This is a genomic window from Bacillus cereus group sp. MS39 (assembly GCF_040448665.1).
GTDB lineage: Bacteria > Bacillota > Bacilli > Bacillales > Bacillaceae_G > Bacillus_A > Bacillus_A wiedmannii.
Genome location: NZ_CP123058.1, coordinates 2,710,584 through 2,735,976, shown reverse-complemented (window position 1 = coordinate 2,735,976; position 25,393 = coordinate 2,710,584). Strand labels below are relative to the sequence as shown.

Sequence of the window (25,393 nt, the reverse complement as noted above, 5' to 3'; positions counted from 1 at the left end):
CCAAGTCAAATTGCTTTCATGTAGGAGTTAAAACATCATTATGAAGAAGATATATATCGTTACAATCATTTGCACCTTTATAGTAATAGGTACTTTTGTTTTTCATAAAGCAAATGAACTTAAGTACACGAAAGCTATTAGTCAATTAAATCATATAAAAAACATTGCACATAGAGGCGCTTCTGCGTATGCGCCGGAACATACAATAGCAGCGTATAAATTAGGGCAACAATTGAGAGGAGATTATATAGAAATTGATCTCCAAATGACAAAAGACGGACATTTAGTAGCTATGCATGATGAAACAGTAAACCGCACTACAAACGGTACGGGGCTAATTAAGGAACATACATTAGAAGAAATAAAGCAACTTAATGCAGGTTCTTTTTTTTATGAAAAGCATCCAAGTTTAGCAAAGAAAGAATTTGAAAATGCGAACGTTCCAACACTAGAAGAAATTATTAAAACGTTCGGGCATAATGCAAACTATTATATTGAAACAAAATCACCAGATGAATATCCTAGTATGGAAGAAAAGTTATTAGAAATTATAAAGCACTACGGAATAAATGATAAAGTTATTATTCAATCATTTAGTGAAGCAAGTTTGCAAAAGATTCATAGTTTAGATGTTAATATACCTCTAGTACAATTACTACCTTACAAAAAGGCAGCTCAATTAACTGAATTAGAGATGAAAAAGTATAAAACATACTGTATCGGTCTTGGGATGAACTATAAATATATTGATTCAACTTATGTAAAGAGAATAAAGAAACACGGATTAGAAGTTCATCCATTTACTGTAGATAATGAAACAGATATGAAAAAGTTAATTTTATGGGGAGTTGACGGGATGTTTACGAATTACCCAGATCGTTTACATTCATTATTACAACCTTAAACTATAATGGTGTAATTATCACTGAATCAATAATACAAGTACCCACAAGTATACAAAGATAGTTCGTCATCTACATAGAGCCGATATTGAAATGAAATCCGAAAAAGAATCCAATATTTTTATTGGATTCTTTTTATTTAGCTCTAAGTGACGAACTTAAAGCAATATGAATTTGAATTTGTTAATAAAATATTACATTGAGTATGATTTTTTGTAATTACCATCAGAAAGTAACGAAATTGTAATGAATTTTAACTACGATTTTTATATTTTTTTGATACACTGGCTACGAGAGGAATACCGATTAATGTAGGTAAAAACCAAAACCATATAGGCGGTAATAAATTAATTATGGGAATATGAATACCGACGTTTACTAAAAGTGCGGTAACGGCACCTATATAAGAGCCTAACATACCTCTAATATGGTGGTGAAGCCAATTTTTCCAACGTTTTTTTCGTGCGAGGTATCCATATATCGCAAATAAATAAGAGAAAATTGCTACATAAAATAAATATGCGATTTTATCCCAGTTTATAATGGATAATATAATTGCAGTAACGGCGATAACAACATAGGATGCATGATATATTTCACCCCATTCCGTATGTTTTCCTTTCTTCTTTTGAGCAACCATCGCTACAATACCGGTGATTAAACATATCGTTCCAAATAATATGTGGATGGTTAAAAGAATGTGAAAAATGCTCATAATAATTCCTCCTTTTTTATTTTTATAGTATTGCAGTATAGGAGGAAAGTTGAAACATATTGTTTGTTCGTCTTAATATATTGAAGTATTGGTACTCCTAGTACAAGTTTCAACGGATAAATTTTTCTTGAATTTAATGATACACGTATTACGTGAAATGAAGGAGAGACTTCCATGTTTACATCAATTACATATTTACAATCTGGGAATGAGAAGCAACAAAAAGTGTATGATGTTTTGAATAAACTTAACATTATGGAGGATTTAACTTTGTATAGTCCGGTTCTTTGCGGGACAATTCCTATTAGAATTGATACTCTTCAATCTGACTTAGATATAGTAATGGAAGTACATAACTTTGATGTTTTTGAACAGGAAATGAGATCTTTATACGGTTCTTATAAAGGATTCAAAATAAAAAAGAAAAAAATTAAAACTACAGAATCGATAAAGGTAAATTTTGAGTTTGAAGGTTTTGAATTTGAATTATTTGCTCAGCCTAAGCCAGTACGTAACCAAAATGCATATAGACATATGATAGTAGAGCACATGTTATTAATGCAGCATCCCCATATAAGGGAAGAAATTCTTCACTTAAAAGAGAACGGTTTAAAAACAGAACCTGCTTTTGCTCAAGTATTAAATATTGACGGAGATCCTTATGACGAACTTATTTTATTGGGACAGGAAATGAGATTGTGGTAAATACGATACACAAAAACTCCTCTTTTATTTATAGAGGAGTTTTTGTTATGTCATTAACTTACGGATTAATTCACTCAACAATTTCATCCCATAATTAATTTGCTCCGTAGAAGCATATCCATATGATAAACGAATGTACCGATCTGATTCTTCTTCATATATACGTCCTGGGTTTAAAAGAATTCCTTTTGATAGCGCCTCTGAAAATAATTTCTTCATCGGAATGCTAGGTACAATCTTTAGCCATATAAATAATCCACCACTAGGAATATCCCACGATGCAATATCTGCGCAGTACTTATTTAAAGCTCGTATCATGATTTGTCTTCGTTCTTTTAGTTTGATTCTTACGTTTGCAACATGTTCTTCATAAAAACCTTTATTTATCCATTCAGCAGCAACTCTTTGAGATAAAGAGCTCGATCCATAGTCTGTTTGCATTTTTATATCTGACAATCTATCAATAACTGGTTCGGGTCCAATGATCCATCCAATTCTAAGTCCTGGGCTAAGTGTTTTAGAAAGACTACCAACATATAATACATGTCCGTGTTTATCTATCGACTTTAAAGGAGCTGGAGGTGGTTCATCAATCCATAACTCTCGGTAAATATCATCTTCAATTATAGGTAACTGTTCCTTTTCACATATTTTTATTATTTCTTTTCTTCGCTCTTTAGACATTAATATCCCTGTTGGGTTTTGAAAACTAGGGATAGAATATAAAATGTTTTTCTTTTGACTATATTTAATACGTTTTAATAATTCGTTAGGTAAAATACCGTGATGATCCATACATATACCAGAGAGATTTATATTTGCTGATTGAAATACATGAAGTGAATATAAGTAAGAAGGTTGTTCAAGTAAAACGGTTGATTCTCTATGCAAAAGACCAATTGATATTAATTGGAGTGCTTGTAATGCACCAGAGACGATTAATATAGAACTGGCTGATGTATGTATTCCGAATGATTTTACGTATTTACTAATTGCTTCACGTAACGGCAAAAAACCTTTTTGTTCTTCGTATCCAAAATAATCTATTTCGTCACTTACGCTTTTCATAATGGACTGCATAGTTTCTAGCGGGAAAAGTTGAGGCGCAAGTTCACCTTTACTAAGATGGATAAGTTTTTTATTTGCTTCTGCTTCATTGATTTCTCTTACCATTAACTTGCTAGGTTTGTGAATACCAGCTTTTACATATTCACTCCAATCAGGCGGGGGATTCGTCGCTAATAATGACCATGTATTATTTGTTACAATTGTTCCTGCTCCAATTTTCCCTTGAATCAATCCATCTGCCATAAGTTCATCTAGCGCAGTTATTACAGTACTTCGATTTACATGAAATAATTTGGCTAACTGCCGTTGACTAGGAATCTTACTTCCAATAGGCCATTCTCCATTTTCAATTTTTTCTTTCATATAGTCTACTATCTGCCGATACTTAGGCAGTTTTTTATTAGTTGTCATAAAAAAACTCCCTCGTTCACTTTATAAATGCCAAGTGGTTGGTTTTTACGATAAATAACTGGTTGAAGACATTGTAACAACTATTAAATATGATGAAAAGAAATAATTGGTAATTATAAAGTGGTTGGTTTGAAGGGGGAGAAAAAAACATGAATTATAAAAAATGGGACTTTCGGATTATTTGTGCTCATGCTTTTACGATTTTAATATGGGGGACTGCCTTTCCAGCAATTCGTATGGGGCTCGAATCTTATACACCTGAGCACCTTACTTTACTACGTTTATTAATCGCTTCATTTATTCTTCTGTTGTTTTCCTTTATATACAAGTTACGACTGCCAGATTTAAAGGATATCCCAGCAATTTTTATATTTGGTGCTTTAGGATTTACTTTTTATCACATTGCATTAAACTACGGCGAAAAAACAGTAAATGCTGGATCTGCAAGTTTAATTGTTTCAGTCACACCTATAGTAACGGCTATTTTTGCATCTGTTTTTTTGAATGAAAAAATGAAATTAAATGGTTGGATCGGTGGTGTAATTAGTTTTATAGGAATTGCTTTCATATCATTTAGTCAAGGAGATGCTATTCAATTGAATAGTGGAGGATTATTTATTTTATTAGCAGCGATTTCAGAAAGCTTATTTTTCGTTTTCCAAACTTCTTACTTGAAAAAGTATGGCTTCTTGCCATTTACCATATATACAATCTTGTCTAGTACTATATGTATGCTTATTTTTTTACCAGGAGTTTATCAAGAAATACTGGCATCTCCAATTGAAGTGAATTTGAGCGTTATATATTTAGGTTTATTTCCAACAGTACTCCCATATATCGCATTGGCATATATCATATCTCATTCTGGTGCTGCTGAGGCAACAAGTTCTCTATATTTAACTCCAGTAACTGCATGTTTTATTGCTTGGATATGGTTAGGTGAAGTGCCCACATTTGTTTCGATAATTGGCGGGGGAATTACTATACTTGGGGTTTTAATTGCACATGTATCATTAAAAAAAGAAATGCAAAGTGAAGAGTACTGCAATACAGCAATACAGCAATACAGCAATACAGCAATACAGCAAGGTAGTTTGGTTAGTATTTGCAAGAAATTTCATAGAACTGTTAATTAGATTTCTTATTAGAGGAAGGATTAACATAATGTTAATCCTTTTTATTTATACAATTCTTACTAGTAATATTCATATAAAATTGTATAGTTTAATTATATTTTCACATATACATAATTAACATCATCTATTTTCCTTATGAAAGGGCGGGATTTCTTGGAAAAAGTATTATTTTTCGGAGACCCAGGTATTGATGACTCGTTCGCCATTATGTATGGTTTATTGCATCCCGAAATTGAAATTGTCGGTATTGTAACCGGATATGGAAATGTTGAACATATACATGCTGCGCATAATGCAGCGTATATTTTACAGTTAGCAAATAGACAAGACATTCCTGTAATTAGCGGGGCAACAAAACCACTTACAGAAGAAATTACAGCATATTATCCTGAAATTCATGGACCAGAAGGATTAGGTCCTATTCATGTGCCGGAAAGTGTATTGTCTATCCCAATATACAATTTTGGTAGTATTGCTTCGATTCTTGTAAGGTACGGAAAGGATTTAACAATTGTCGATGTAGGCAGATCTACTTCGTTAGCGATTGCTTTTAATTTATGGAATGATTTAATGCTGAATGTAAAAGGAATCTATTTCATGGGTGGTGTCTTTTTAGAAGTAGGTAACGTTACGCCATTAGCAGAGGCAAATGTGTATGGAGATCCTATAGCAAGTAAAATTATTTTTCAGCAAGCAAAGAATTTATTTATATTCCCTTTGAATGTAACAAATAAAGCTGCGTTAACTCCAAATGTATTTAACTATATCCAAGCTAATTCAAAGAATCCATTTCATACGATAATGAAACCAATGTATGATTACTATTTATCTGCATACCAAAAACTTAATCCATCTATCGAAGGGCCTTTGCTACATGATGTGGTTGCTATAAGTGGATTAGTTAACCCAAGTTTTTTTAAATTTGCGCATCGTACAGTGAATGTAGATACATTCGGAGATACGAAAGGACAAACATTTGCTGATTTTCGCCCTAGCTCTTTATCTGAAGGAGCCCGTATAGCTTTAGAGATAGATGAACAAAAATTCATTCAAGACTTTATAAAAATCATGTTATAAGTTGTTGTCGAAAAAGGAAGTTATTTCACTGTGTAGAATATAAAAACATATATTCTCTGTATAAAGGAGCTTACAATATTGAATGTCCAGTTAAAGGTTGTTACGAGAGAAAATTGGGAAGATGCATTAAAGTTACAAGTTAAAAAAGATCAAAGAAAATTTGTCCCGGTTGTAGCAGTTTCACTTGCTAAAGTGTATATAAAACCAGATGGTGACAATGTGGAGTACATACCATTTGCGATTTACGACGGCAATCTAATAGTTGGTTTTATTATGCATGCTGTTGTAAGAGAGACAACTGATATGTATTGGATAAACGGTTTTATTATCGATCAAAAGCAGCAAGGTAATGGTTATGGAAAAGCGGCGTTGCAAGAAAGTATTTACTTAATAAAAAATACATGTAAGGCGTGTAAAGAAATTAGATTAACAGTACATAAAGATAATATCTCTGCAAAGAAACTATATGAACAGTACGGTTTTCAACCATTGGGACATGATTATGATGGAGAGCAAGTATATCGTTTATTCGTTTAACCATTATGAAGTAAAGGTGTGAAATGAAAGATGCAATTTTCAGAAGTGAAAATCGAAGTGTTTATTCCCGAAGAATACATTGAAATATTACGGAATGAACTAAATAGAATTGGAGCTTGTAAAACGGGGAAATATGATCATTGTCGTTCCTATAGTTCCGTGAAAGGATACTGGAGACCATTAGACGATGCATCACCTTTTAATGGGGAAATAGGTCAAATATGCGAAGGGCAAGAATGTAAAATTGAAATAAAGTGTAAACGGGACCTTGTAAAGGATGTACTTAAAGTTATTAACGAAATTCACCCGTATGAAACACCTATGATTTATATTATCCCTTTATTAAATGACTATTTTAATCAAATATAAAGTGAATGACTGGGAGGATTAACAATTGAAAAATAAATTCCATCATATTGTACGAGCTGTTATGTTAAAGGATAATAAATTGTTAGTGGCTGAATATATTGGCCATCATTATTTTTTGCCGGGTGGTCATGTTGAAATTGGCGAATCAGCTGAGAATGCATTAATTAGAGAACTACGAGAAGAACTCGGAGTAAACTGTAGTATAAAACAATTTTTAGGAGTCATAGAAAACCAATGGGAAGACCGAGAAGTTCTTCATTATGAAATCAATCACATTTTTGAAGTAGATTCGCAAGAGTTACATATTAATTTAAGACCAAAATCTAAAGAATCTCATTTAGCGTTTCACTGGATAGATTATAATCAAGAAGCTTTACATACGTATAAAATCATGCCAGCGCCTTCAGTTAAAGAGTTACTGGAAAGAAAATTAAGCGATGAACTACTAAACTGTTGGATTAGTAATTTTTAAACACCTCTATTAATAATAAATACGTCCACCGAAAGAAGATTAAGAAAATAGGCTAAAAAACAAGGTACATCACCTAGTGTAAGTTCATATTTTGTTGATGTACGCATTTAGTCGATAGCCTTATTTCTACTTTGTTTGCAAAAATATATTACTTTTCATATTTGGACGGAATTTATATTTATAAATGGAGGGTTTCGTAATGAATCAGTTTCAACAAGAACTACAATCATTAAACCTTAATGATTATCAATCTGGTAATGTTGTGTATTGGGATCAACTGCAACAAAATCAATATCCATACTATTACATTCAAGATGACGCGCGTCGTTGCGGCGGATGCGGAGGTTGTGGTGGACGCTGTGGCGGATGTGGCGGTAGATGCGGTGGTTGTGCAGGTCGTTGCGGCGGATGTGTAGGCTGTGCTGGATGTTTCGGTTGCTTTAATTGCTGGAACTGGTGGATCATTTAAGTATAAAACATCAAAGCTATTTTGCTTGAAAGAAAGGTGTGAATACTATTTTGCACTTTTCTTTCAAGCTGTAATTTTTATGCGTATTAAGGGGGATTTATTTGTATACATACGATAAGTTAATTTCTTGGGTAGAAAATATAAAAGAAAATAATCATAGTTCTGCAACAGCACTTTGTATTATAAAAGATAACAAAATCGTACTAGAGCATTATAGTGGCCATCATTCAAATATATCTACAAGTAAAAAAATAACAGCATCTTCACAATTCAACGTTGCTTCTGCGAGAAAAAGTTATTTAGGATTAATGGTAGCATATGCGCTTTACGAGGGGAAAATAAACTCTATTGATGACGAGGCGATAAAGTACTTTAATGATTTCGACCCTGTATTACTTGGTAAAACAACGATAAGACATTTAGTAACCCATTCGCACGGTTTAGGAGAAACGAATGACGGGACAATTTTTCGTGAATTTGAACCTGGACAAGCATGGGCGTATAGAGATATTAATGTCAGAATGATAACACGTCTTATTTATCAGCTATATAACAAAAGTTTTCCTGAATTGTTAAAGAAGCGTGTATTTGATCTAGCTAACTTCAAAGAAACAGGTTGGAGAATTCAAGAACATGAAAAATTAGTTAAAGTTGTTGATAATCCAAATGAAGACGCGATTAGTTAAATTGGTACGGTAGATGATGGTACTGAAAAAAATCTATTTGTCTCAGCTAGAGAATTTGCACAGTGGGGCAATCTTCATTTAAATCAAGGTGTGATAAACGGAAAACAAATTGTTCCAAAAGAAGTTATAAAAATTGCTACGAGTTTGCAAAGTCCAACATTTACAAACAATGAACTACCACAAAACGGGTTGTTTTGGTTTGTTCAAAATGAACCTGCGCTTTCAAGTGAACTTGGTGAACGAGTGCCGAAAGGGTCGTATCAAATATTAGGAATTACAGGACCGACTCTTTTAGTAATACCTGAATGTAATGTAGTTGTTGCGAAAATGTATAATAAAAGATATAACTACGGCGGTGATAATTATTTATATTATTTACGTGAATTTAGCAATTTAGTCGCTGATACATTTCGTAACGGTAATAGGGCATAATTACTCCTATAATGAAAAGGAGTGAGAGAAAGTGAAAGATAAAATGAATAAAAACAAAAAGCAAAATATAAAAGATGTAAATACAGAACAAAATGCTATTTATAGTGATCCTAAAGATGCTGCTAATATGCAAACGGTACCGCAGCCGAAAGATTTTGATGAAATTGAATATTAATTTTTCATTCATCGGACTATATGATGAATGAAAAATACATCTTAAGTCCCATCACATAACAAAAATCTTTTGGTATCCTATATACATAAGCATTTGAAAATGTCTTATCTTAACAAAGCTTTCTTTAAGTAAATCTAATATAACCTGCGAAAAGACACTTCATTATGAAGTGTTTTTTTGTGTATATGAACTTAATTTCCATTTTTCACACAGTATCTTGCATTTTATGATGGTTATACTAACTGTGAAAATTCATGTCAAGATAAAAAAAGGGGACAGTTAGTATGAAACAAACTTCTATAAATCCTTTACTAATTGTTCTAGGTACAATTATTGTTCAAATTGGCCTTGGAACAATTTATACATGGAGTTTATTTAATCAACCCCTTGTTAGTAAGTTTGGATGGAACCTCAATTCCGTAGCGATAACTTTCTCCATAACAAGTTTTTCATTATCATTCTCAACCTTATTTGCAGGAAAGTTGCAGCAAAAATTAGGACTTCGTAAACTCATCGCTACTGCAGGGATTGTTCTGGGACTCGGTTTAATACTTAGTTCACAAGTTTCTTCCTTACCATTACTATATTTATTAGCTGGTGTCGTTGTTGGTTATGCAGATGGAACTGCTTATATTACATCACTATCTAATTTAATTAAATGGTTTCCAAATCGAAAAGGACTTATTTCTGGCATATCTGTTTCGGCATATGGAATGGGCAGCTTAATCTTTAGATATATAAACGGAAGTCTTATCGATAGTCTTGGTGTATCACAAGCATTTCTATATTGGGGTATCATCGTTTTACTTTTAGTATTAACCGGATCGTTCTTCTTACGTGAAGCAATAGTGAGTAATGCTGTAACTGAGACATTACACAATGATTATACGCCTCGTGAAATGATGCGAACGAAACAAGTATATCTTTTATTTTTTATGCTATTCACATCGTGTATGGGCGGTCTATATTTAATCGGTATGGTAAAAGATATTGGGGTACAGCTCGTTGGACTTAGTGCAGCAACTGCCGCTAACGCCGTTGCAATGATTGCAATTTTTAATACGGTAGGTAGAATTGTTCTTGGAACGTTATCAGATAAAATTGGCCGAATGAAAATTGTCTCTGCGACGTTTGTTATTATTGGATTGTCAGTCTTTACTTTAAGTTTTATCCCACTAAATTACGGCATTTATTTCGCTTGTGTAGCAAGTGTCGCCTTTTGCTTCGGCGGTAATATCACTATATTCCCAGCTATTGTCGGTGATTTCTTCGGCTTGAAAAATCATAGTACAAATTACGGAATTGTTTACCAAGGTTTCGGATTTGGTGCGCTTGCAGGATCATTCATCGGAGCACTACTTGGTGGATTTCAACCGACCTTTATTATAATCGGTGTTTTAAGCGTTATTTCCTTCATTATTTCGATATTAATTCGTCCACCAAAAGCAGAGAAGAAAAAGGAAATAAAACATTTACATCGGAAAATAGCTTAATTTTAAAAAGAGTCCTCATAAAGGACTCTTTTTATATTACAAAACATTTGATTTTCCCTTTTTAGTCATTGTGTAGGAAGTATAGAGTTACTTAATTCAAAGTGAAATGATTTGAAAAGTAATAAAGTAATTTATTTCTTAACGAACCAAGTAGCAGATTAGTAAAATATTCATATTGTTTTATAAAGGAATCAAAATGTTGTTATAAAACTACAGTAAACCAGCTTTGCTATTAGGCAAATTCATTTAAATACCATTATTTTATTATAAAGGTAGTTGGCTTATATTGGTTACAATCATAATTTCTTCTTTTATGGCATTCGCTACAACGAATATTGATGACATTTTTATACTCCTTGTTTTATTTTCACAAGTAAGGACAGGAGTAATTAAAAAAGAAGGTAGAGCCGTCCGCGAAAAAGCTAAGGTAAAAGGACTTTATATAGTTATTGGACAATATTTGGGGTTTAGTGTAATTATTTCTCTAAGCATCATTGGTTCTTTAAGCTCTTTTTTCATTCCCGTTTCGTGGATCGGGTTATTAGGATTCGTGCCAATTTATATGGGGGCTAAAGGACTATTGTCACTTCGTTCTTATAAAAGTAATGAAGTCATTGATAACATTTCTGGTTCATTATTTAAAGTAGCTTTGATTACATTAGCTAATGGATCTGCCAATATTTCAATTTATATACCACTGTTCGCTAGTCAAAATCTTAAAACGAATATTGTTACATTAATTATCTTTTTTCTATGATAGCAATATGGTGTTTTATTAGCTACACATTGATAAGAGCACCTATTCTAGCTAAAGCACTTGAGAAAACCTGCCATATTATCGTTCCAATTATTCTAATTGGTTTAGGAATATTCATTCTTTTTCGCAGTGATACAATTCAATTATTCTACTAAGGTGTTGAACTTACGGAAGTTTTAATTAAAAAAGAATCGAACAACGTAAATATTTTCGATAATTACATTCCTTTAGATTAATTCGATTCTATACAGCGTATAAAAGTCTTATTACAGATGAAATGTAGTAGGGTTTTTCTTTATTTTAGTGAAATGAAACAGTGCCCTATGACTATTAAGTTAGACAGGATATTACGATTATTAAATTGAATAGATACCATAAAAGGAGTGTGCTATTTAAAATGAAAATAGTAAAACAATGGGTCCAGGAAGATAGTGATTACATAAGAGAAAAAGTAATTGAATATAACCAAAAACATATTTCAGATGAAGATAAAAAGCCTTCAGAAAAAATTAGTTTTATAGTGAAAAATGAAAAGGAAGACATAGTAGGCGGAATAACTGCAATTACATTTTGGCACCACGTGCATGTTGATTTCCTATGGGTTTCTGAAGAACATAGACACGAAGGCTACGGAAGCAGGTTAATAAAACTTATTGAAGAATTTGCAATTGAAACAGATTGTGGGCTAATCAATTTAGATACTTTTAGCTTTCAGGCACCTAATTTTTATAAAAAGCATGGATATAAAGTGATTGGAGTAAGTGAAGACCACCCTAAAGGGCACAATCGATACTATTTAGAAAAAAGGTTATAAAGTATATAGAATCTAAAAATGAATGAATTATAGCAAAAAAAAGAGCGTACGTTAAATGACCACTTTCAAAATACGCTCTTTTTTATATAGTAATGAAGGATTATCGATTATTAACTTTGCTAAGAGCGGATAAATGAAATACTCAATTAACTTTTTTATATTTTAAAACGATTAAATGGTAGAATGTAATAAAGACAGAAAATTCCTGTTATTAGAGGTGAACTTAGATGAAAAAAGTAAATGTTACATATGCAATTTTATACGATAAAGAAAATGAAAAGATCTTAATGGTCAAAAACAAAGGGAAGAATGGTTCTTATTACACGCTACCAGGTGGCGCAGTTAAATTGGGAGAAACGTTAGAAGAGGCAGTAATTCGGGAAGTGAAAGAAGAAACCGGGTTACATATAACTGTAAACGGTATTTGTTACATCAGCGAAGCTTTTTTCGAAGAGAGAGGTCATCATGCAATTTTCTTTAATTTTTTAGGTGAAATAATTGGCGGAGAGACAAATATTTCAAGGCCAAAAGAAATTGAAGAGATTACTTGGATGGAATTACATAGAGCAGCACCATATTTACGTATACCAGAACATTTACTAAATAGATTACAAAGGAAAGAAACAGTACCTTACTTTTTTAATGGAACAATCGTTCATCAATCTTCATAAAATTATCATTTCATGTAAGGCGGGGAAAGAATGGAGTTTATCGTTAATCACAAACATTTCACTCAAGCACTTTCAGAAGTAAGTAAAGCTATATCTACTAAAGCTATTATCCCTATATTATCCGGCATAAAAATAACTGTGGATCAATCTGGAATTATTTTAATCGCAAGTAACTCAAATGTTTTTATCGAAAAATTCCTTGCTGTTTCAATTGAAGACGAAAAAATTGTAACTATTTTAAAAGCAGGAACTATTGTCGTACCTGCAAAGTATTTCATTGAAATAATAAAGAAAATGCCAAGTGATATAGTAATAAAAAGTAAGAATGACCAAACAATTACGATACAGTCAGAAGAAATCACATTAAACTTAAATGGACTTCCAGCATATGAGTTTCCGAATGTACCACTTATAGACGATCATGCAAAAATACAAGTGGAAACAGAAAGCTTGATTGAGGTGTTTAAACAAACTGTCTTTGCAGTAGCTAAAAATGAATCAAGACCTGTTCTTACTGGCGTTCATTTAGAGTTAGATCATAATAAATTAATTTGTGTAGCAACCGATTCACATAGACTTGCTATACGTGAAACGATAATATCTACAGATGTGAAAGCAAGTTGTATCGTACCAAGTGCAACTATTAGTGAACTTTTAAAATTAATGAGCAGTACTTCCGAAGTCGTATACATCTATCTTTCAGAAAGTCACATTATTTTTACATTCGGCACAACTACATTATATTCAAGACTAATTGAAGGGAAATATCCTAGTATATCTAGTTTAATTCCAAATGATTTTCAGACAGTCATTAACATAGATAGAAAAAAGATTTTACAAGGTGTAGATCGATCAAACTTATTAGCAAGTGAATGGGCAAATAACAATGTAAACTTAGAAATCATAAACGAATCAACAATTAAAATTTCTTCTAACGCTTCTCAGATTGGAAAAATATCCGAGACACAACAGATAGATATGATTCAAGGTGAAAAACAATTAAACATAACTTTTGATGGACGATTTATGATGGATGCTTTAAAGGCGATAAAAGAAGAAACGGTTACTTTAAGTTTCAGCGGTTCTATGAGACCGATATTAATTGAAGCAGGGAAACAATCTGCAGCAGTACATCTTATATCTCCAGTAAGACCTTATTAATAACAAAGGAAGGAATTACATGATGTACAAGCATACTTTATGTTTTATAAAAAGAAATGAAGAGATACTTATGTTAAATAGAGAATATGACCCTGTAAAAGGATTGTGGAATGGGGTAGGAGGAAAGATAGAAAAGGGAGAAACAGCTTTAGAAAATGCAATTCGTGAAATAAAAGAAGAGACTAATATAGAAGTTACGCATGACAATATTCAGTTTAAAGGTATTATTAAATGGGAGGATTCTTCATATTCTGGCGGTATGTATGTTTATCTAGTAGAGCTACATAATGAATTTGCATATCTAACTCCCAAAAAAGTCTCAGAAGGAATTCTAGATTGGAAAGAGATTTCTTGGATTCTAAGTGATTATAATTACGGCGTAGGAGAGATGATACCAAATTTTTTATCTGAAGTACTCCTCAATGAATTAATATTAGAACACAACTTTGTTTTATCTAATCATAAATTAATAGATTATAGGAATGAAGAATTGGCTAAGCAGGACAGTTCTATAGATAATATAATTCAATTATAAAAAGCAGGAAAGCGAATATAGTGATATAAACTTAAATACAGAAAAAAGAGCGAATCACTTATAGAAAGGTGCGCTCTTTTTTTATTTATAATTAAATTTCTCTCCACCAGGCTGATGAAGGATAGTCTGTAGATTTCAACGTAATAGATTCACCGATTTGAGGTGTTGCAATATTAACTCCTAAACGATTTGCTTCTTTTGTCACACGTTCAATAGGATCACTCCATTCATGTAATGCTAATGTAAAAGCACCCCAATGAATCGGAAGAAGGAGTTCTCCTTTCACGTCAATATGAGCTTGTACCGTCTCTTCTGGCAACATATGAATAGCAGACCACCTCGGATCGTATTGCCCGCATTCCATTAAAGTAAGATCGAACGGACCGTATTTACTTCCAATTTCCTTAAAGTGAGGAGCATACCCGCTATCACCACTAAAGAAAACTTTAGTCTCTTGACCAAGAATAAGCCATGAACACCATAACGAACAATCTCTATCTGTCATACTCCGTCCAGAGAAATGCCTTGCAGGAGCACATACTAACTTAATATTATCAAACGTAATTTCGTCCCACCAATTATGCTCACTAATTTTACTAGGTGAAACGCCCCATTTAATTAAATATTGCGCAACTCCAGATGGAACATAAAAGTGCTTTGCACGATCTTTTAACTGCATAATACTTTTGTAATTCAAATGGTCATAGTGATTATGAGAAATGATAATCGCATCAATTTCTTGAAGTTCTTCACGTTCTAAAGAAAAGGTACCACTATAACGTTTACTATTAAACAGAGGAAACGGGGAAGAGGCATCTCCAAACATCGGGTCTAATAACAATTTTTTACCTTCTATTTTTAAAAGAGAAGCAGAATGGCCAAACCATGTCACACTCTCTAAAGATTCATTATCTTTATTTGATAAAACGATCGGTAAATTCTTTATAGGACGCAGCTTTGTCTTCATTTTTAAGTAATCAGTCATTAAACCTATAATATCTTTCGGTTTAAAACTTACATCAGTATCGATTTGATTTATATATTTCTTTTTCATTCGTTCTCCTTTTTACGTTTAACAATATACGTATGTTGTTATTGTAGCTATCTGTAGTTTAAACGAAATCATTTTACCTTTCACCTTAAATGCAGTACATTTCATAAATTTGTCAAATTCATTATTCTTATATATAAAATAAAAACCATGCAGCAGCAGATAAAATGAATACGAAGTAAATGTAAATTGTTTTCATTTTGTAAAGTTCTTCTTATAAGCAGCAAAGAACGTACGTTTCGTTATATGTTATAGAAGAAAATATGTCTCTAATTATTAAAAGGAAGGAGAGGACGTAAGTGCAAATAGAGAGAAAAAAGAAAGCAAAATGTAAACTATCAAAATCTGAAATTATTCATCTGTATGTAGAAGGGAAGAGTACCTCAGAAATCGCTATGCTTGCTAATGTGTCTGCGAGGTATATTCGTATGGTTCTATCAGACAGCAACGTTCCAAGGCGCGCTATAGGGAGTTGGAAGAGAAAGTATGACATAACAGAAAATTATTTTAAAACGTGGTCACATAATATGGCTTATATTTTAGGGTTTATAGCAGCGGATGGTGTCATACAAAAAGAAAATCAATGTGTTAGTGTATCACAAAAAGAAAGTTATATTTTAGAAGATATAAAAAAAGAACTAAAAACAAATCAACCGCTATACCAAAACAAAAAAACAGGTGTATATATGCTAAATATTAATAGCAAAACAATAAAAGACGACCTTATGAACATACACGGAATTATGCCATGTAAATCATTAAATATCAAATTTCCATTCGTGCCTAAAGAATATTTACATCATTTTGTTCGTGGATATTTTGATGGGGATGGTCATGTTAACTCTCATAAATACTTTGTTAGCTTTGTTGGAGGATCATATAATTTTATGAATTCTTTTAAAGATATCCTTGAGAATAATAAATTCCAATTAAGTTTTGTTGACAAAGAAAAACAATATCGTATTTACCTAAGTGGTAAAAATAATGTTAATAAATTTTCACAGTGGATTTATAAAAATAAAGGTTTGCATTTAAAGCGTAAATACAATATTTTTCAAGTTCAAAGCAACTTGTTTAAATTTAATAATTAAACAAGTTGCTTTTTATTATGTTTTATTAATGATTATTTACACTAATCCAGCATCAACGAACTATTCACTAATAAATAAAAGAAAAGGGAAGTATACCGAACATTACTAACTTATGATAAGTTTATTACTTTTTACTAGTTGACATAATATATATTATAGGCAGTTATAGAAACAAAGCGATATCAGGTATCAAAAACCAAGTAAACTATACTTAATGAGACGAAACGGAGATTTTTAGTGAGATTTGCATAAAATTTTATCTAGACGTATTTCTACAGTTTTTATCGTTTGTTTTGCTATACAATCCATCACAGCAAATTCAAATCAATAATCCAATAAGAATTATCGAATCAAAATCATTTTTGATCGGCAAGAAATTTTTATACAGAAAAATTATTTCTATACAAAATATAAATTAGTAATTTTATTTTATGTTTTACTTAATGAATTTATTGCTATTTACACACGTTTTACAACTTTACATTATTTGTTGTTATTTTGTTATTTACGCTTGACTTTCATTACACTCATTGTTTTTTATTCTAGTTAACATAACGTTTATTTTTAACATAAAAAAATCTCCCTCACCTTTAGGAAGATTTTTTAGCTTGCTAGTATTTTAGTTATATGTTTTTAATAACAATCCCAATTGTAAATAACATTGGAAAAATCTAGATTTAATAAATCGTCTTTCTTTATAAAGAAATTAGCAACACCAGAATCTCCCCACATAATATTTAATGAATCATCTGTATCAATTTGCAACAATAACATGTCATGTTGCTGGTATTTTTCTTCCCATTCCCTTGGATCTGTCTGTGTGAAAAATGGATAACCACCAATTTTATGCCCTTGATCTTTACATAAATCATCATACAGTTCGCCTAATTCTGTATTATTTTCTTCATCAACAATTGCTTCCCAATCAATGTTATCGCTAAAAATCTTTTCAAATCGATAATCTCTTGATGTTACGGGTTGATAACCTAATTCAAACTTTAGTTTCGCTGCTTCGGGTATGATAAAGTCCTCTAATTCTAAAGTGTTTAAATAACTAAAATCAGTAATAACCTTATTTAAATCTTCTATAATTGTAGAATGATAAATAATTCGAAAGTCTTTTTGGTTTGTTCGATGATCTAAATCTGCTCCATAAAGCTCATCATCAGCACTTACGAAAAACTGTAATATTCCCTTTTGAGGCATATATTCAACATGCGGCATTTCTTCAAAGTTTAACTGCGCAAGTAACATCATAGGTTGTCCATTTGAATCTTTAGGATGCTCTTGATCTATAGGTAAATACGGATAACCACCAAACTTACTCTCAAAAAGCGTCGTCTCTGCTAATGTTCCAGACACTTTAACATACGGTTTCACACTTTCTTCTAAAATACTACGATATTTTTCTAGTTCTTTTGGAATTTGAAGTTGATACGTATTCTTCATCACATTTGCCTCCCTTTAAAAATGAATGGATAATACCTTACTTAATTATATAGCAAGAGATGGCTTAATTGAAAATTGTTAAAAATCCGTTTTCACCCTCGTTTTTTGCGCACTTGGTGGACAAAGTAAATTATGTTCTAATACCTTTTTATTAATAGTTCGAATTAGATCCGCCGCTTCTGCAGTATTTGTATTATCTTTTAGTTTTTCTTTTAATTCATCAATTTCCTTTGAAAGCTCAATCCACCTAGGTAAAACATGATTATTCTTTAACGTTCTATACAATTGTTTTTCAGGATTGTACGAAAGGTCTTTATCAAGATTAAGAGGTTTCCCTTTACCGAGTAAATTATCAAAAGACCCTTTCTTTTCTGCTTCTTTAACGATAGAACTAATATGATCCTCATACGTATAGGACCAAACTTTCTCATCTTTTACTAAAATCTCTTGCTTTTTCAGTTTTTTATCTATTTCTTCTTGATTCATAGATTCTCGCTCCTTTTTATTTTATAGTGTCGTTTTTTTAAGTTTTAATGCTTTCAATCCATCAAACAACTTTTCTCGCCACCACACACCGTCATGTCCGCCTCGAAACTCTTCATAAGTGAATTTGGTATCCCTTTTCTTTTAAAGCTTTATACAGGCGCCTATTAGCCGTTAAAAGAGGTTTGTTTTCAAATTCTCCTGCTGCTATGTAAAAATGAGTTTGACTCGTATTGGAATCTATAGATGAAATTTGATTTTCAATCCAAGGAATTTGATTTTCATAACCATCCTTTTTCCAATGCACGGATCCAGACATTGATAACACGTTTTCGAAAACATGTGGATTTTGAAGCGCTGCATAAAAAGCTGCTAAGCCACCAAGACTGAATCCAGCAATTGTTGTATGGTTCGCTTTTTGATGCACACGATACTTTGTCTGAATCCATGGAAGTAATTCCTCCGTTAAAAATAAATTCATTTTATCGTTATAAGTTAGCTCTTCTAATCGATCAACTGGTTCTATAGCAACAGCAATACAAGATGGGATTTCTTTTTCGTAAATTAAATAATTAAGTGTTTTTGCGATTGAAAGGTCATTAATGAATGAATTTCCATCAAATACAATGAGAAGTTTTTGAAGATGTGAAGTGTGAGAATAATCATGAGGCGTATAAATATGAATGTTACGTGTGTTATTTAAAACCGAACTATGAAAAGAATATGTTTCAATTCTCCCAGATGGATAATGATTTGAAGGAAAACGACTGCTATACTGTACTTCCATTCCTATATTTAACACAGATGCTTTATTAGCACCTTCTCCAAATGTATTTTCATTATATGGGTCTAGTCGATACTGTTCACTACGCTTTATCCAATCATTTTCGAAAAAATCATTTTCTGTAAAATAATAAGTTGAAATAAAACTCTGATTCGTCCTAAACGTAACATACCAAATATCTGTCTGTGACAATCGTTTTAATTGATTTACAGACAGATCCCAACCAGGAAAACTTCCGAATACATAAACATTTTCAGTTTTTTGGTCTCCTAACCATAAATACGTTATAAGCTTATACTGATTATCTACAGGACATTGTTCTATTAGTGGCGTATGATTTGACTTTATTTCATGCAAAAAAGTATAAAAAGCTTTCTCGTTTCTATTTTTTAATTGATTATTCAGTTCCTCTAACTTAGGACTAATTATTGAAGTCACCCCCACTTCCTCCTTCGTTGTGGTTCTTTCTTTTTATTAGGTAAGTTTATCAATTGCCTGAATAGAAAGTTCCAACGCTTTGATCCGTCTTGTTAAAAGTGTTCTTTGCGGACTACCAACTTTAGACTTATCATAGGCTCTCTCAATTGATGGAAGCAAACCAGCAAGTACATGACGAGCTTCTGCTAACTCTTCTTGACTATACTGGTGGCTTTCTTGATTCCACACGTTTTCTAGCACTGCTAACCCTACACAAACAGCATTAAGTCGTTTTTTCACTAATATAGTATTTGCACCTTTTTCAGTCATCTGTGATAGTGCATTTTCAAGTTTACGAATTGTCGATTGTAAAGATTTTATTGATTCCAATTTATCTATATTTGATACGTTTTCCATGTTAATGTTGTCCCTTCTAACTTATTTTGTTTAATGTTTGATAAAATAAGTACTTGATTTCACTCGAAATATTTTAACACAGTTAACTAACTATATTCGAGTTGGACAATGAATTAAAGGAAAACGGCCACTAAACATCTCTCCCTCCCTTACATCATTCTATATGTACTTCTTTCTTCGTATTAGAATCCCTATTTAAACAAGGTATTAAAATTGTATTTTTTATGAACAAAAAAAGTACAAGTAGCATAATTTGTACGTTTTTATTTTTATTCAGTAAGATAATATAGTAATAGTTTTCGGGCCTTCTCATAATTCATGAAATCTCTATATAAAATGGGATACTTCACAATTTCTGTTTCTATAAAACGATATTGTGGAAACCATTCATAAAATGATTTCCTTAGCCACTTTATTTGATCAAACACAATCTCCTTTTCGTTGTTATTAAGTACGTAACTTAAAGTACCTGCTGTATGCATCCAATAACAATTTAAATCAGCGCTTATACAATCATCTTCTGTAAACATATTATTAAAATCTTTTCGTACTTTTCGAATGTCACAATTCGGAAATGGTTTGTACAGTGGACTATGTATTTTCTGCAATTCCTTAAAAATAATTCGTTTTCCTAACTTCAACTTTCCACCCCTTTATTTCTCTATCCAACTTAATAATTTTTCATAATGATATTGAGCATCTGTATAACCAAGATTATATAAATTAACGAGTTTTTCTTTATTTCTTTCTATTCCGCTTATAGGAAGCTGTACGCTAGGCTGAATGACATAAAAGTTGTCTTTTTGTTCTATATGATTCATATAAGATATCGTCTCATTATAGAAACGATAATGTTCTACTAAAGACTCTGCGATATTTGGATATTTTCTATATAAAATTTTAGCCAATCCTGAAAATTTATTTCGTTGCTTCTCATATCCTTCTGGCTTTGTCATAATGACAACGTTCTTTTGATAACCATCAGTTTGTGCTTTTAGAACCGGTATAGGATCTATAATCCCTCCATCTAACAATTTTCGATTATCATATTCTACAGCAGGCGCTATAAATGGGACAGAACTTGATGCGCGAATGATTTTTAAAATATCATTTCCATGTTCTGTTTTATTGTAATAAACTGCTTTTCCTGAATCACAATCAGTCGTTCCTATGACAAACTGTTCACTTGAGTTTAAGAAAGTTTGAAAATCAAATGGAACAACTTTATTAGGGACTTCATCAAATAAAAAGTCCATTCCAAATAATTCACGTTTTCGAATCAAATTTCGATAAGATATATATCGGTAATCTGACACTAGCTCTGTATTTACTTTTTTATTCCTTCCTTTTTGACGTGATAAATAAGTTGCGCCCATACATGCACCAGCGGATACGCCAACTACATACGGAAAGAATAAGTTCTCTTCCATAAAATATTCGAGTACTCCTGCAGTATATAGACCTTTCATTCCTCCGCCCTCTAATACTAAACCTATATTTTTCATGCTATATCCCTCTGCTTCTTTTTTCTTACTTACATGTTAGCACAAGACTTTAAGATGAGGTTATATAAATGAATTGCAATAATAACCATAAACTACTAAAGTAATGTCATAATTTCTTAGTAAATAGCATGGTACAATATAAGTAACACAATCCACAAATAACGGAGGAGGAATTTCCTATGGGTTTATTTAGCGGTATTTTAGGAAATGCATCAAATGCGAGTACAGAAAGTGTAGAACGTGATTTAGAGAAGATTATGTTAGACGATGAGAAAGTTGAACACGCTTATAAATTAATTCGTGATTTAATCGTATTTACAAATCGTCGTCTTATTTTAGTAGATAAACAAGGGATATCAGGTAAAAAAACAGAGTATCATTCTATTCCTTATAAAAGTATTACACAATTTAGCATTGAAACAGCTGGGCATTTTGATTTAGATGCTGAGCTTAAAATTTGGGTATCTAGTTTGAGTACGCCAATTACGAAGGAATTTAAAGGTGACGATAGTGTTTTAAGCATTCAAAAAGCGTTAGTAACATATACGACGAAATAACGCCTTTCCGTATGTTTATTCATCATCAAAATTACTAACCCGAGTATTTTGGAAGAATATGCATTGTTTTTGTATATTTAATCTGAAATAACATAAAAAGGTAAAGCGTATTTCAAATGCTTTACCTTTCTTTTTTGTAATAAATAAGTGTAGTTTTATCATTTAATTTCTTTCTTCTTCTAAAATCGTAGCAAGTTCAAAGCTCCGTGCTTTTGGAAACATCTTTTCAATTAAAATAAGTACCTTTTGAGCGATTCCTTTCCCTTGATAGTTTGGATGAATAAACATTGGACTGATCCAAAACTTATAAGGTCTTTCTTTTTGGGATATACAAATCGCTCCAACAAGTTTCGAATCAATTATCATCTTATAAAAGTTGTTACTCGGATTATTTATCCTTAAAATAGTTTTTTCAATAGATTCATTTGCTGGATTTGTTTCATAGTCTTTATATTTATTTAATAAAGGGCGAAATGAGTCTATTTGCATTTGAAATAAAACTGCTGCATCAATTTCTGTTGCCTTCTCTAATGTAATATCCATGTTACCAATTTAGTCGCTTTCTTAATGAATTTATATGAGCTGTATGATGACGTCCGTGCCATGCATATAGTCCAATTGCAGCAGCAAGTTTTGTTTCACCAGTTTCAGGGTGATTAAATGTCTTTTCTAGATCTTCAATTTCTAGAGAATATAAAAGGTTAACCCATCTTTTATGTAATGAATCTAACATTACTAGTGAAACATCTACTGGTAATTTAGAATCAGGTAGTTCTGCCCACTTCTCTTCTTTATATGGTTTAATAGTAGGATTCTTTTCTGTTAGTGCTAATTTAAAGCGTATGTAGCTATTCATATGGCTATCAACAACGTGATGAACTACTTGACGAACCGTCCATCCACCAACTCGATACGGTGTGTCTAACTGCTTCTGATCTAAATCTTTAATTGCTTTTGCTAGTTCATTAGGTAAATCTTCAATTTCTTGAATCCATGTATCAATCATTTCTTCAGTTATAGGACGTTTGTATGTAAATTGCCCAATTGGATAACGTAAATCATTCATGTATAAGTCCCCCTTATTATAAGCGCGAAGTATTTCTCCATATATAATGCACAAACTTCACATGTTCCCCGTTTAATTCTACAGAATTTATATCTGCTTCGTCTTGATAAGAAGAAAACCCGCTTTTTTCTAATACACTTTGTGATGCGAGATTATTAGTAGTTGTTTTAGCATGAATCTCATTAATTTTATTATTTTGCGCTACGTCTAAAACTAATTTTACAGCTGCTGTTGCAACTCCTTTTTTAGTAAACTTTTCTCCGACTCGATAGCCTAACGAACTGCTTCGAAATTCCGTATCTATATCTACTAAATTTATTCGTCCTACAATTTCTTTTTCTTCATTACGAATTAAATAAAAATAAGAATCTCCATCCGCCTGTTCTAATAATAAATCGTCTAGTAGTTTTTGAAAATATTCAAAATCGTAATATTGTGAGCCACGATTTGGCACCATTGTTTCAAAAAAAGACTTATTCGTAAGTTCAAACGTAAATAAATCCTTCGCATCGTGTTTCTTTAATTGTTCTATGTATATTTTCATCTCGATTACTCCCTCTATATCTACTAACTGTTATATATTCTTTTTCAATCGATTCATCTCCTGCTATTTCTTTCGCTTCAGTAAAACAGCAAGTAGCACTTTCGGATGAAATAGGTGAAATGGACTACGAATTAAATTCATCACTCTTACTAATCGAATATAAACGTCAGAGTCACTTGCAGATAGTTGATAGATTTGTTTCGTATACCAAAGCTGAATTTTTTGCTTTATCGTTAATTCTCTTTTTAGCTGCGGATGACGTGATATTTCCGTTATAGTCATTTCCCAAGGAGTTTGTATAATATTAGAGGTCTTTTTATAAAATTGCTGTGTAAATGCTTTATCAAACTTTTGTCTCCTTTGTAAAAGTAACTGCAATTGGTGAGCTTCCATAGCAGCAACTGAAACACCTTGCCCGAAAACAGGGTCAAAACGACAATGTGCATCCCCAACTACTAACAACCCTTCTGGTAAATGATTAACTAAATCAAATCGCCGACGTACTTGATAAGGAATTTTGTACGTTTTGATATTTGAAATTGCCTCAGATTTATTTAGAAAATCTGTCACATTAGAAATTGATAGGTTTTCAGCAAAATCATAAAACTCATCATCTGTTTGCGGTGCTTTCTCATTTGCATATCCGCTGAAAGTAACAAAATAGCGATTATCCTCAATCGTTTGAATAAGAACACCATACGGATTGTCAGGGAAACTTGGAGACATTAGCATATTACAGCAGTCTAATTTCTCATTTTCATTGAGTTTAAACATTCTAGTTGTGTAAAACAAATCAATGCGCACTTTCTCTTCTTGCACTTCAATATTGTATTCACGTAACCACGCTATACTTTTTGAACCAAATCCGCTTGCATCAACAACAATATCTGCTTGAATTTCTTCTTGTGTGCCCGCCTCTAAACATTTAGCTTTTACTCCACATACTTTGTTAAACTTCCCATCTACTAATAATCCCTCAACCAATGTTTCAAATTTACTCGTGATATTCGAAATATGATCTATTCGTGTTTGAATATGCCATTCAAGCAAAAACCTACTTTGTTGAATCATATGTATTTCTCCTATGAATGGCTGTTTCCATAAACCAAATTGATGCCATTTTATATCACGAGTAAAGTTATTTACGATACTACCTGCTTCGATTAATTCATTAGTGATATTAGGAAACAATTCCTCAATCGCTTTTTCTCCACCTTTTAATAACACATGAGGATGATTACTTTGTGGAACTCTTTTTCTCGAAGTTTTTCCATCCCATTTTTCGCCAGCTTCTATAATGATTACTTCTTTAAAAGAAGTTGATAATGCTTTTGCTGCGAGTTTTCCTGCGATACTTCCACCAATAACGATAGCCTTATTAAACATATTTTCCCCCTTAATGAAAAAAGACCCTGCCTTGTATGAATGAAACAGGATCTAAACG

The 25,393-nt window shown here is 32.0% G+C and carries 27 protein-coding genes and 4 pseudogenes; 18 read left to right on the top strand and 13 right to left on the bottom strand.

What is annotated here, in order from left to right; all coding sequences use genetic code 11:
* Positions 1-40 precede the first annotated feature (40 nt).
* Entirely contained in the window at positions 41-904 is an 864-nt protein-coding gene (locus QEP67_RS14535; protein ID WP_064459912.1) for a glycerophosphodiester phosphodiesterase, read from the top strand.
* A gap of 251 nt (positions 905-1,155) precedes the next feature.
* On the opposite strand, the gene QEP67_RS14530 is transcribed toward QEP67_RS14535, so the two are convergent.
* The gene (locus QEP67_RS14530; RefSeq protein ID WP_064459913.1) at positions 1,156-1,617 is read right to left on the bottom strand and encodes a DUF2306 domain-containing protein; all 462 of its coding nucleotides are present in this window, start codon (positions 1,615-1,617) and stop codon (positions 1,156-1,158) included.
* Positions 1,618-1,791: 174 nt separating this feature from the next.
* Here QEP67_RS14530 and QEP67_RS14525 point away from each other — a divergent pair, with 174 nt between their 5' ends.
* Positions 1,792-2,322 carry a DUF4269 domain-containing protein gene (locus QEP67_RS14525; protein WP_000495200.1) on the top strand — a complete coding sequence of 177 codons (531 nt, stop codon included), beginning with the start codon at positions 1,792-1,794 and terminating at the stop codon, positions 2,320-2,322.
* A gap of 45 nt (positions 2,323-2,367) precedes the next feature.
* Here the strand turns inward: QEP67_RS14525 and QEP67_RS14520 are convergent, their stop codons facing one another.
* Entirely contained in the window at positions 2,368-3,801 is a 1,434-nt protein-coding gene (locus QEP67_RS14520) for a PLP-dependent aminotransferase family protein (protein WP_064459914.1), read from the bottom strand.
* Between the two features lie 149 nt (positions 3,802-3,950).
* On the opposite strand from QEP67_RS14520, the gene QEP67_RS14515 reads away from it, so the two are divergent.
* The 14 genes and pseudogenes from QEP67_RS14515 (at position 3,951) to QEP67_RS14450 (ending at position 14,585) form a co-directional block, all read left to right on the top strand.
* Complete coding sequence (locus QEP67_RS14515; protein ID WP_353706296.1) at positions 3,951-4,937, top strand: DMT family transporter; 987 nt, start codon at positions 3,951-3,953, stop codon at positions 4,935-4,937.
* Positions 4,938-5,090: 153 nt separating this feature from the next.
* Entirely contained in the window at positions 5,091-6,014 is a 924-nt protein-coding gene (locus tag QEP67_RS14510; protein ID WP_000416772.1) for a nucleoside hydrolase, read from the top strand.
* A 78-nt stretch (positions 6,015-6,092) separates the two neighbouring features.
* On the top strand, positions 6,093-6,551 hold the full coding sequence (locus QEP67_RS14505; RefSeq protein WP_001102677.1) for a GNAT family N-acetyltransferase: 459 nt from the start codon (positions 6,093-6,095) through the stop codon (positions 6,549-6,551).
* A gap of 30 nt (positions 6,552-6,581) precedes the next feature.
* Complete coding sequence (cutA, locus tag QEP67_RS14500; RefSeq protein ID WP_048566329.1) at positions 6,582-6,920, top strand: divalent cation tolerance protein CutA; 339 nt, start codon at positions 6,582-6,584, stop codon at positions 6,918-6,920.
* A 25-nt stretch (positions 6,921-6,945) separates the two neighbouring features.
* A complete protein-coding gene (locus tag QEP67_RS14495) occupies positions 6,946-7,392 on the top strand; it encodes an NUDIX domain-containing protein (RefSeq protein WP_048566328.1) in 447 nt (148 codons plus the stop codon).
* A gap of 199 nt (positions 7,393-7,591) precedes the next feature.
* Positions 7,592-7,861 (top strand): heterocycloanthracin/sonorensin family bacteriocin, encoded by a 270-nt coding sequence (locus tag QEP67_RS14490; protein ID WP_001071373.1) that lies wholly within the window; start codon positions 7,592-7,594, stop codon positions 7,859-7,861.
* A gap of 101 nt (positions 7,862-7,962) precedes the next feature.
* Positions 7,963-8,979 (top strand): annotated as a pseudogene (locus tag QEP67_RS14485) (serine hydrolase domain-containing protein).
* Between the two features lie 43 nt (positions 8,980-9,022).
* Positions 9,023-9,154: a hypothetical protein gene (locus tag QEP67_RS14480; protein ID WP_255255875.1), complete on the top strand. Its 132-nt coding sequence runs from the start codon at positions 9,023-9,025 to the stop codon at positions 9,152-9,154.
* A gap of 284 nt (positions 9,155-9,438) precedes the next feature.
* On the top strand, positions 9,439-10,647 hold the full coding sequence (locus tag QEP67_RS14475; protein WP_000815160.1) for an OFA family MFS transporter: 1,209 nt from the start codon (positions 9,439-9,441) through the stop codon (positions 10,645-10,647).
* Positions 10,648-10,933: 286 nt separating this feature from the next.
* Positions 10,934-11,559 (top strand): annotated as a pseudogene (locus QEP67_RS14470) (cadmium resistance transporter).
* Between the two features lie 242 nt (positions 11,560-11,801).
* Entirely contained in the window at positions 11,802-12,218 is a 417-nt protein-coding gene (locus QEP67_RS14465) for a GNAT family N-acetyltransferase (protein WP_016087658.1), read from the top strand.
* Between the two features lie 227 nt (positions 12,219-12,445).
* Positions 12,446-12,889, top strand: a complete 444-nt coding sequence (locus tag QEP67_RS14460) for an NUDIX hydrolase (RefSeq protein WP_000757600.1) — start codon at positions 12,446-12,448, stop codon at positions 12,887-12,889.
* A gap of 30 nt (positions 12,890-12,919) precedes the next feature.
* The gene (gene dnaN / locus QEP67_RS14455; RefSeq protein ID WP_000394456.1) at positions 12,920-14,050 is read left to right on the top strand and encodes a DNA polymerase III subunit beta; all 1,131 of its coding nucleotides are present in this window, start codon (positions 12,920-12,922) and stop codon (positions 14,048-14,050) included.
* Between the two features lie 22 nt (positions 14,051-14,072).
* Positions 14,073-14,585, top strand: coding sequence for an 8-oxo-dGTP diphosphatase (locus tag QEP67_RS14450; protein WP_033658842.1), 513 nt, complete (start codon positions 14,073-14,075; stop codon positions 14,583-14,585).
* 91 nt (positions 14,586-14,676) lie between these two features.
* Here QEP67_RS14450 and QEP67_RS14445 read toward each other — a convergent pair whose 3' ends face one another.
* Positions 14,677-15,639 carry an MBL fold metallo-hydrolase gene (locus tag QEP67_RS14445; RefSeq protein WP_000731427.1) on the bottom strand — a complete coding sequence of 321 codons (963 nt, stop codon included), beginning with the start codon at positions 15,637-15,639 and terminating at the stop codon, positions 14,677-14,679.
* 296 nt (positions 15,640-15,935) lie between these two features.
* Between QEP67_RS14445 and QEP67_RS14440 the strand changes: the two genes are divergently transcribed.
* Positions 15,936-16,727, top strand: coding sequence for an LAGLIDADG family homing endonuclease (locus QEP67_RS14440; RefSeq protein ID WP_353706295.1), 792 nt, complete (start codon positions 15,936-15,938; stop codon positions 16,725-16,727).
* A 633-nt stretch (positions 16,728-17,360) separates the two neighbouring features.
* Here QEP67_RS14440 and QEP67_RS14435 read toward each other — a convergent pair.
* From QEP67_RS14435 to QEP67_RS14410, 6 genes and pseudogenes are all read right to left on the bottom strand, one after another.
* Positions 17,361-18,176, bottom strand: coding sequence for a YwqG family protein (locus QEP67_RS14435; protein WP_061672258.1), 816 nt, complete (start codon positions 18,174-18,176; stop codon positions 17,361-17,363).
* Positions 18,177-18,254: 78 nt separating this feature from the next.
* A complete protein-coding gene (locus QEP67_RS14430; RefSeq protein ID WP_001070899.1) occupies positions 18,255-18,662 on the bottom strand; it encodes a DUF1992 domain-containing protein in 408 nt (135 codons plus the stop codon).
* Between the two features lie 21 nt (positions 18,663-18,683).
* Positions 18,684-19,881, bottom strand: a pseudogene (locus QEP67_RS14425) (alpha/beta hydrolase-fold protein).
* A gap of 36 nt (positions 19,882-19,917) precedes the next feature.
* On the bottom strand, positions 19,918-20,277 hold the full coding sequence (locus tag QEP67_RS14420; RefSeq protein WP_000432662.1) for a hypothetical protein: 360 nt from the start codon (positions 20,275-20,277) through the stop codon (positions 19,918-19,920).
* A gap of 269 nt (positions 20,278-20,546) precedes the next feature.
* Positions 20,547-20,918 (bottom strand): YxiJ-like family protein, encoded by a 372-nt coding sequence (locus QEP67_RS14415; protein ID WP_064459916.1) that lies wholly within the window; start codon positions 20,916-20,918, stop codon positions 20,547-20,549.
* Positions 20,919-20,930: 12 nt separating this feature from the next.
* Positions 20,931-21,782, bottom strand: a complete 852-nt coding sequence (locus QEP67_RS14410) for a patatin family protein (RefSeq protein WP_064459917.1) — start codon at positions 21,780-21,782, stop codon at positions 20,931-20,933.
* A 179-nt stretch (positions 21,783-21,961) separates the two neighbouring features.
* Here QEP67_RS14410 and QEP67_RS14405 point away from each other — a divergent pair, with 179 nt between their 5' ends.
* Complete coding sequence (locus tag QEP67_RS14405) at positions 21,962-22,339, top strand: PH domain-containing protein (RefSeq protein WP_000522465.1); 378 nt, start codon at positions 21,962-21,964, stop codon at positions 22,337-22,339.
* A 165-nt stretch (positions 22,340-22,504) separates the two neighbouring features.
* Here the strand turns inward: QEP67_RS14405 and QEP67_RS14400 are convergent.
* The 4 genes and pseudogenes from QEP67_RS14400 to QEP67_RS14385 all read right to left on the bottom strand — a co-directional run.
* Positions 22,505-22,882: pseudogene (locus QEP67_RS14400) on the bottom strand (GNAT family N-acetyltransferase); the annotation flags it as partial.
* Between the two features lies 1 nt (position 22,883).
* Positions 22,884-23,405: a YfiT family bacillithiol transferase gene (locus QEP67_RS14395; RefSeq protein WP_000999065.1), complete on the bottom strand. Its 522-nt coding sequence runs from the start codon at positions 23,403-23,405 to the stop codon at positions 22,884-22,886.
* Between the two features lie 16 nt (positions 23,406-23,421).
* A complete protein-coding gene (locus tag QEP67_RS14390; RefSeq protein WP_000708339.1) occupies positions 23,422-23,949 on the bottom strand; it encodes a GNAT family N-acetyltransferase in 528 nt (175 codons plus the stop codon).
* Between the two features lie 63 nt (positions 23,950-24,012).
* Positions 24,013-25,335: an FAD/NAD(P)-binding protein gene (locus QEP67_RS14385; RefSeq protein ID WP_000482031.1), complete on the bottom strand. Its 1,323-nt coding sequence runs from the start codon at positions 25,333-25,335 to the stop codon at positions 24,013-24,015.
* Positions 25,336-25,393: the final 58 nt, after the last annotated feature.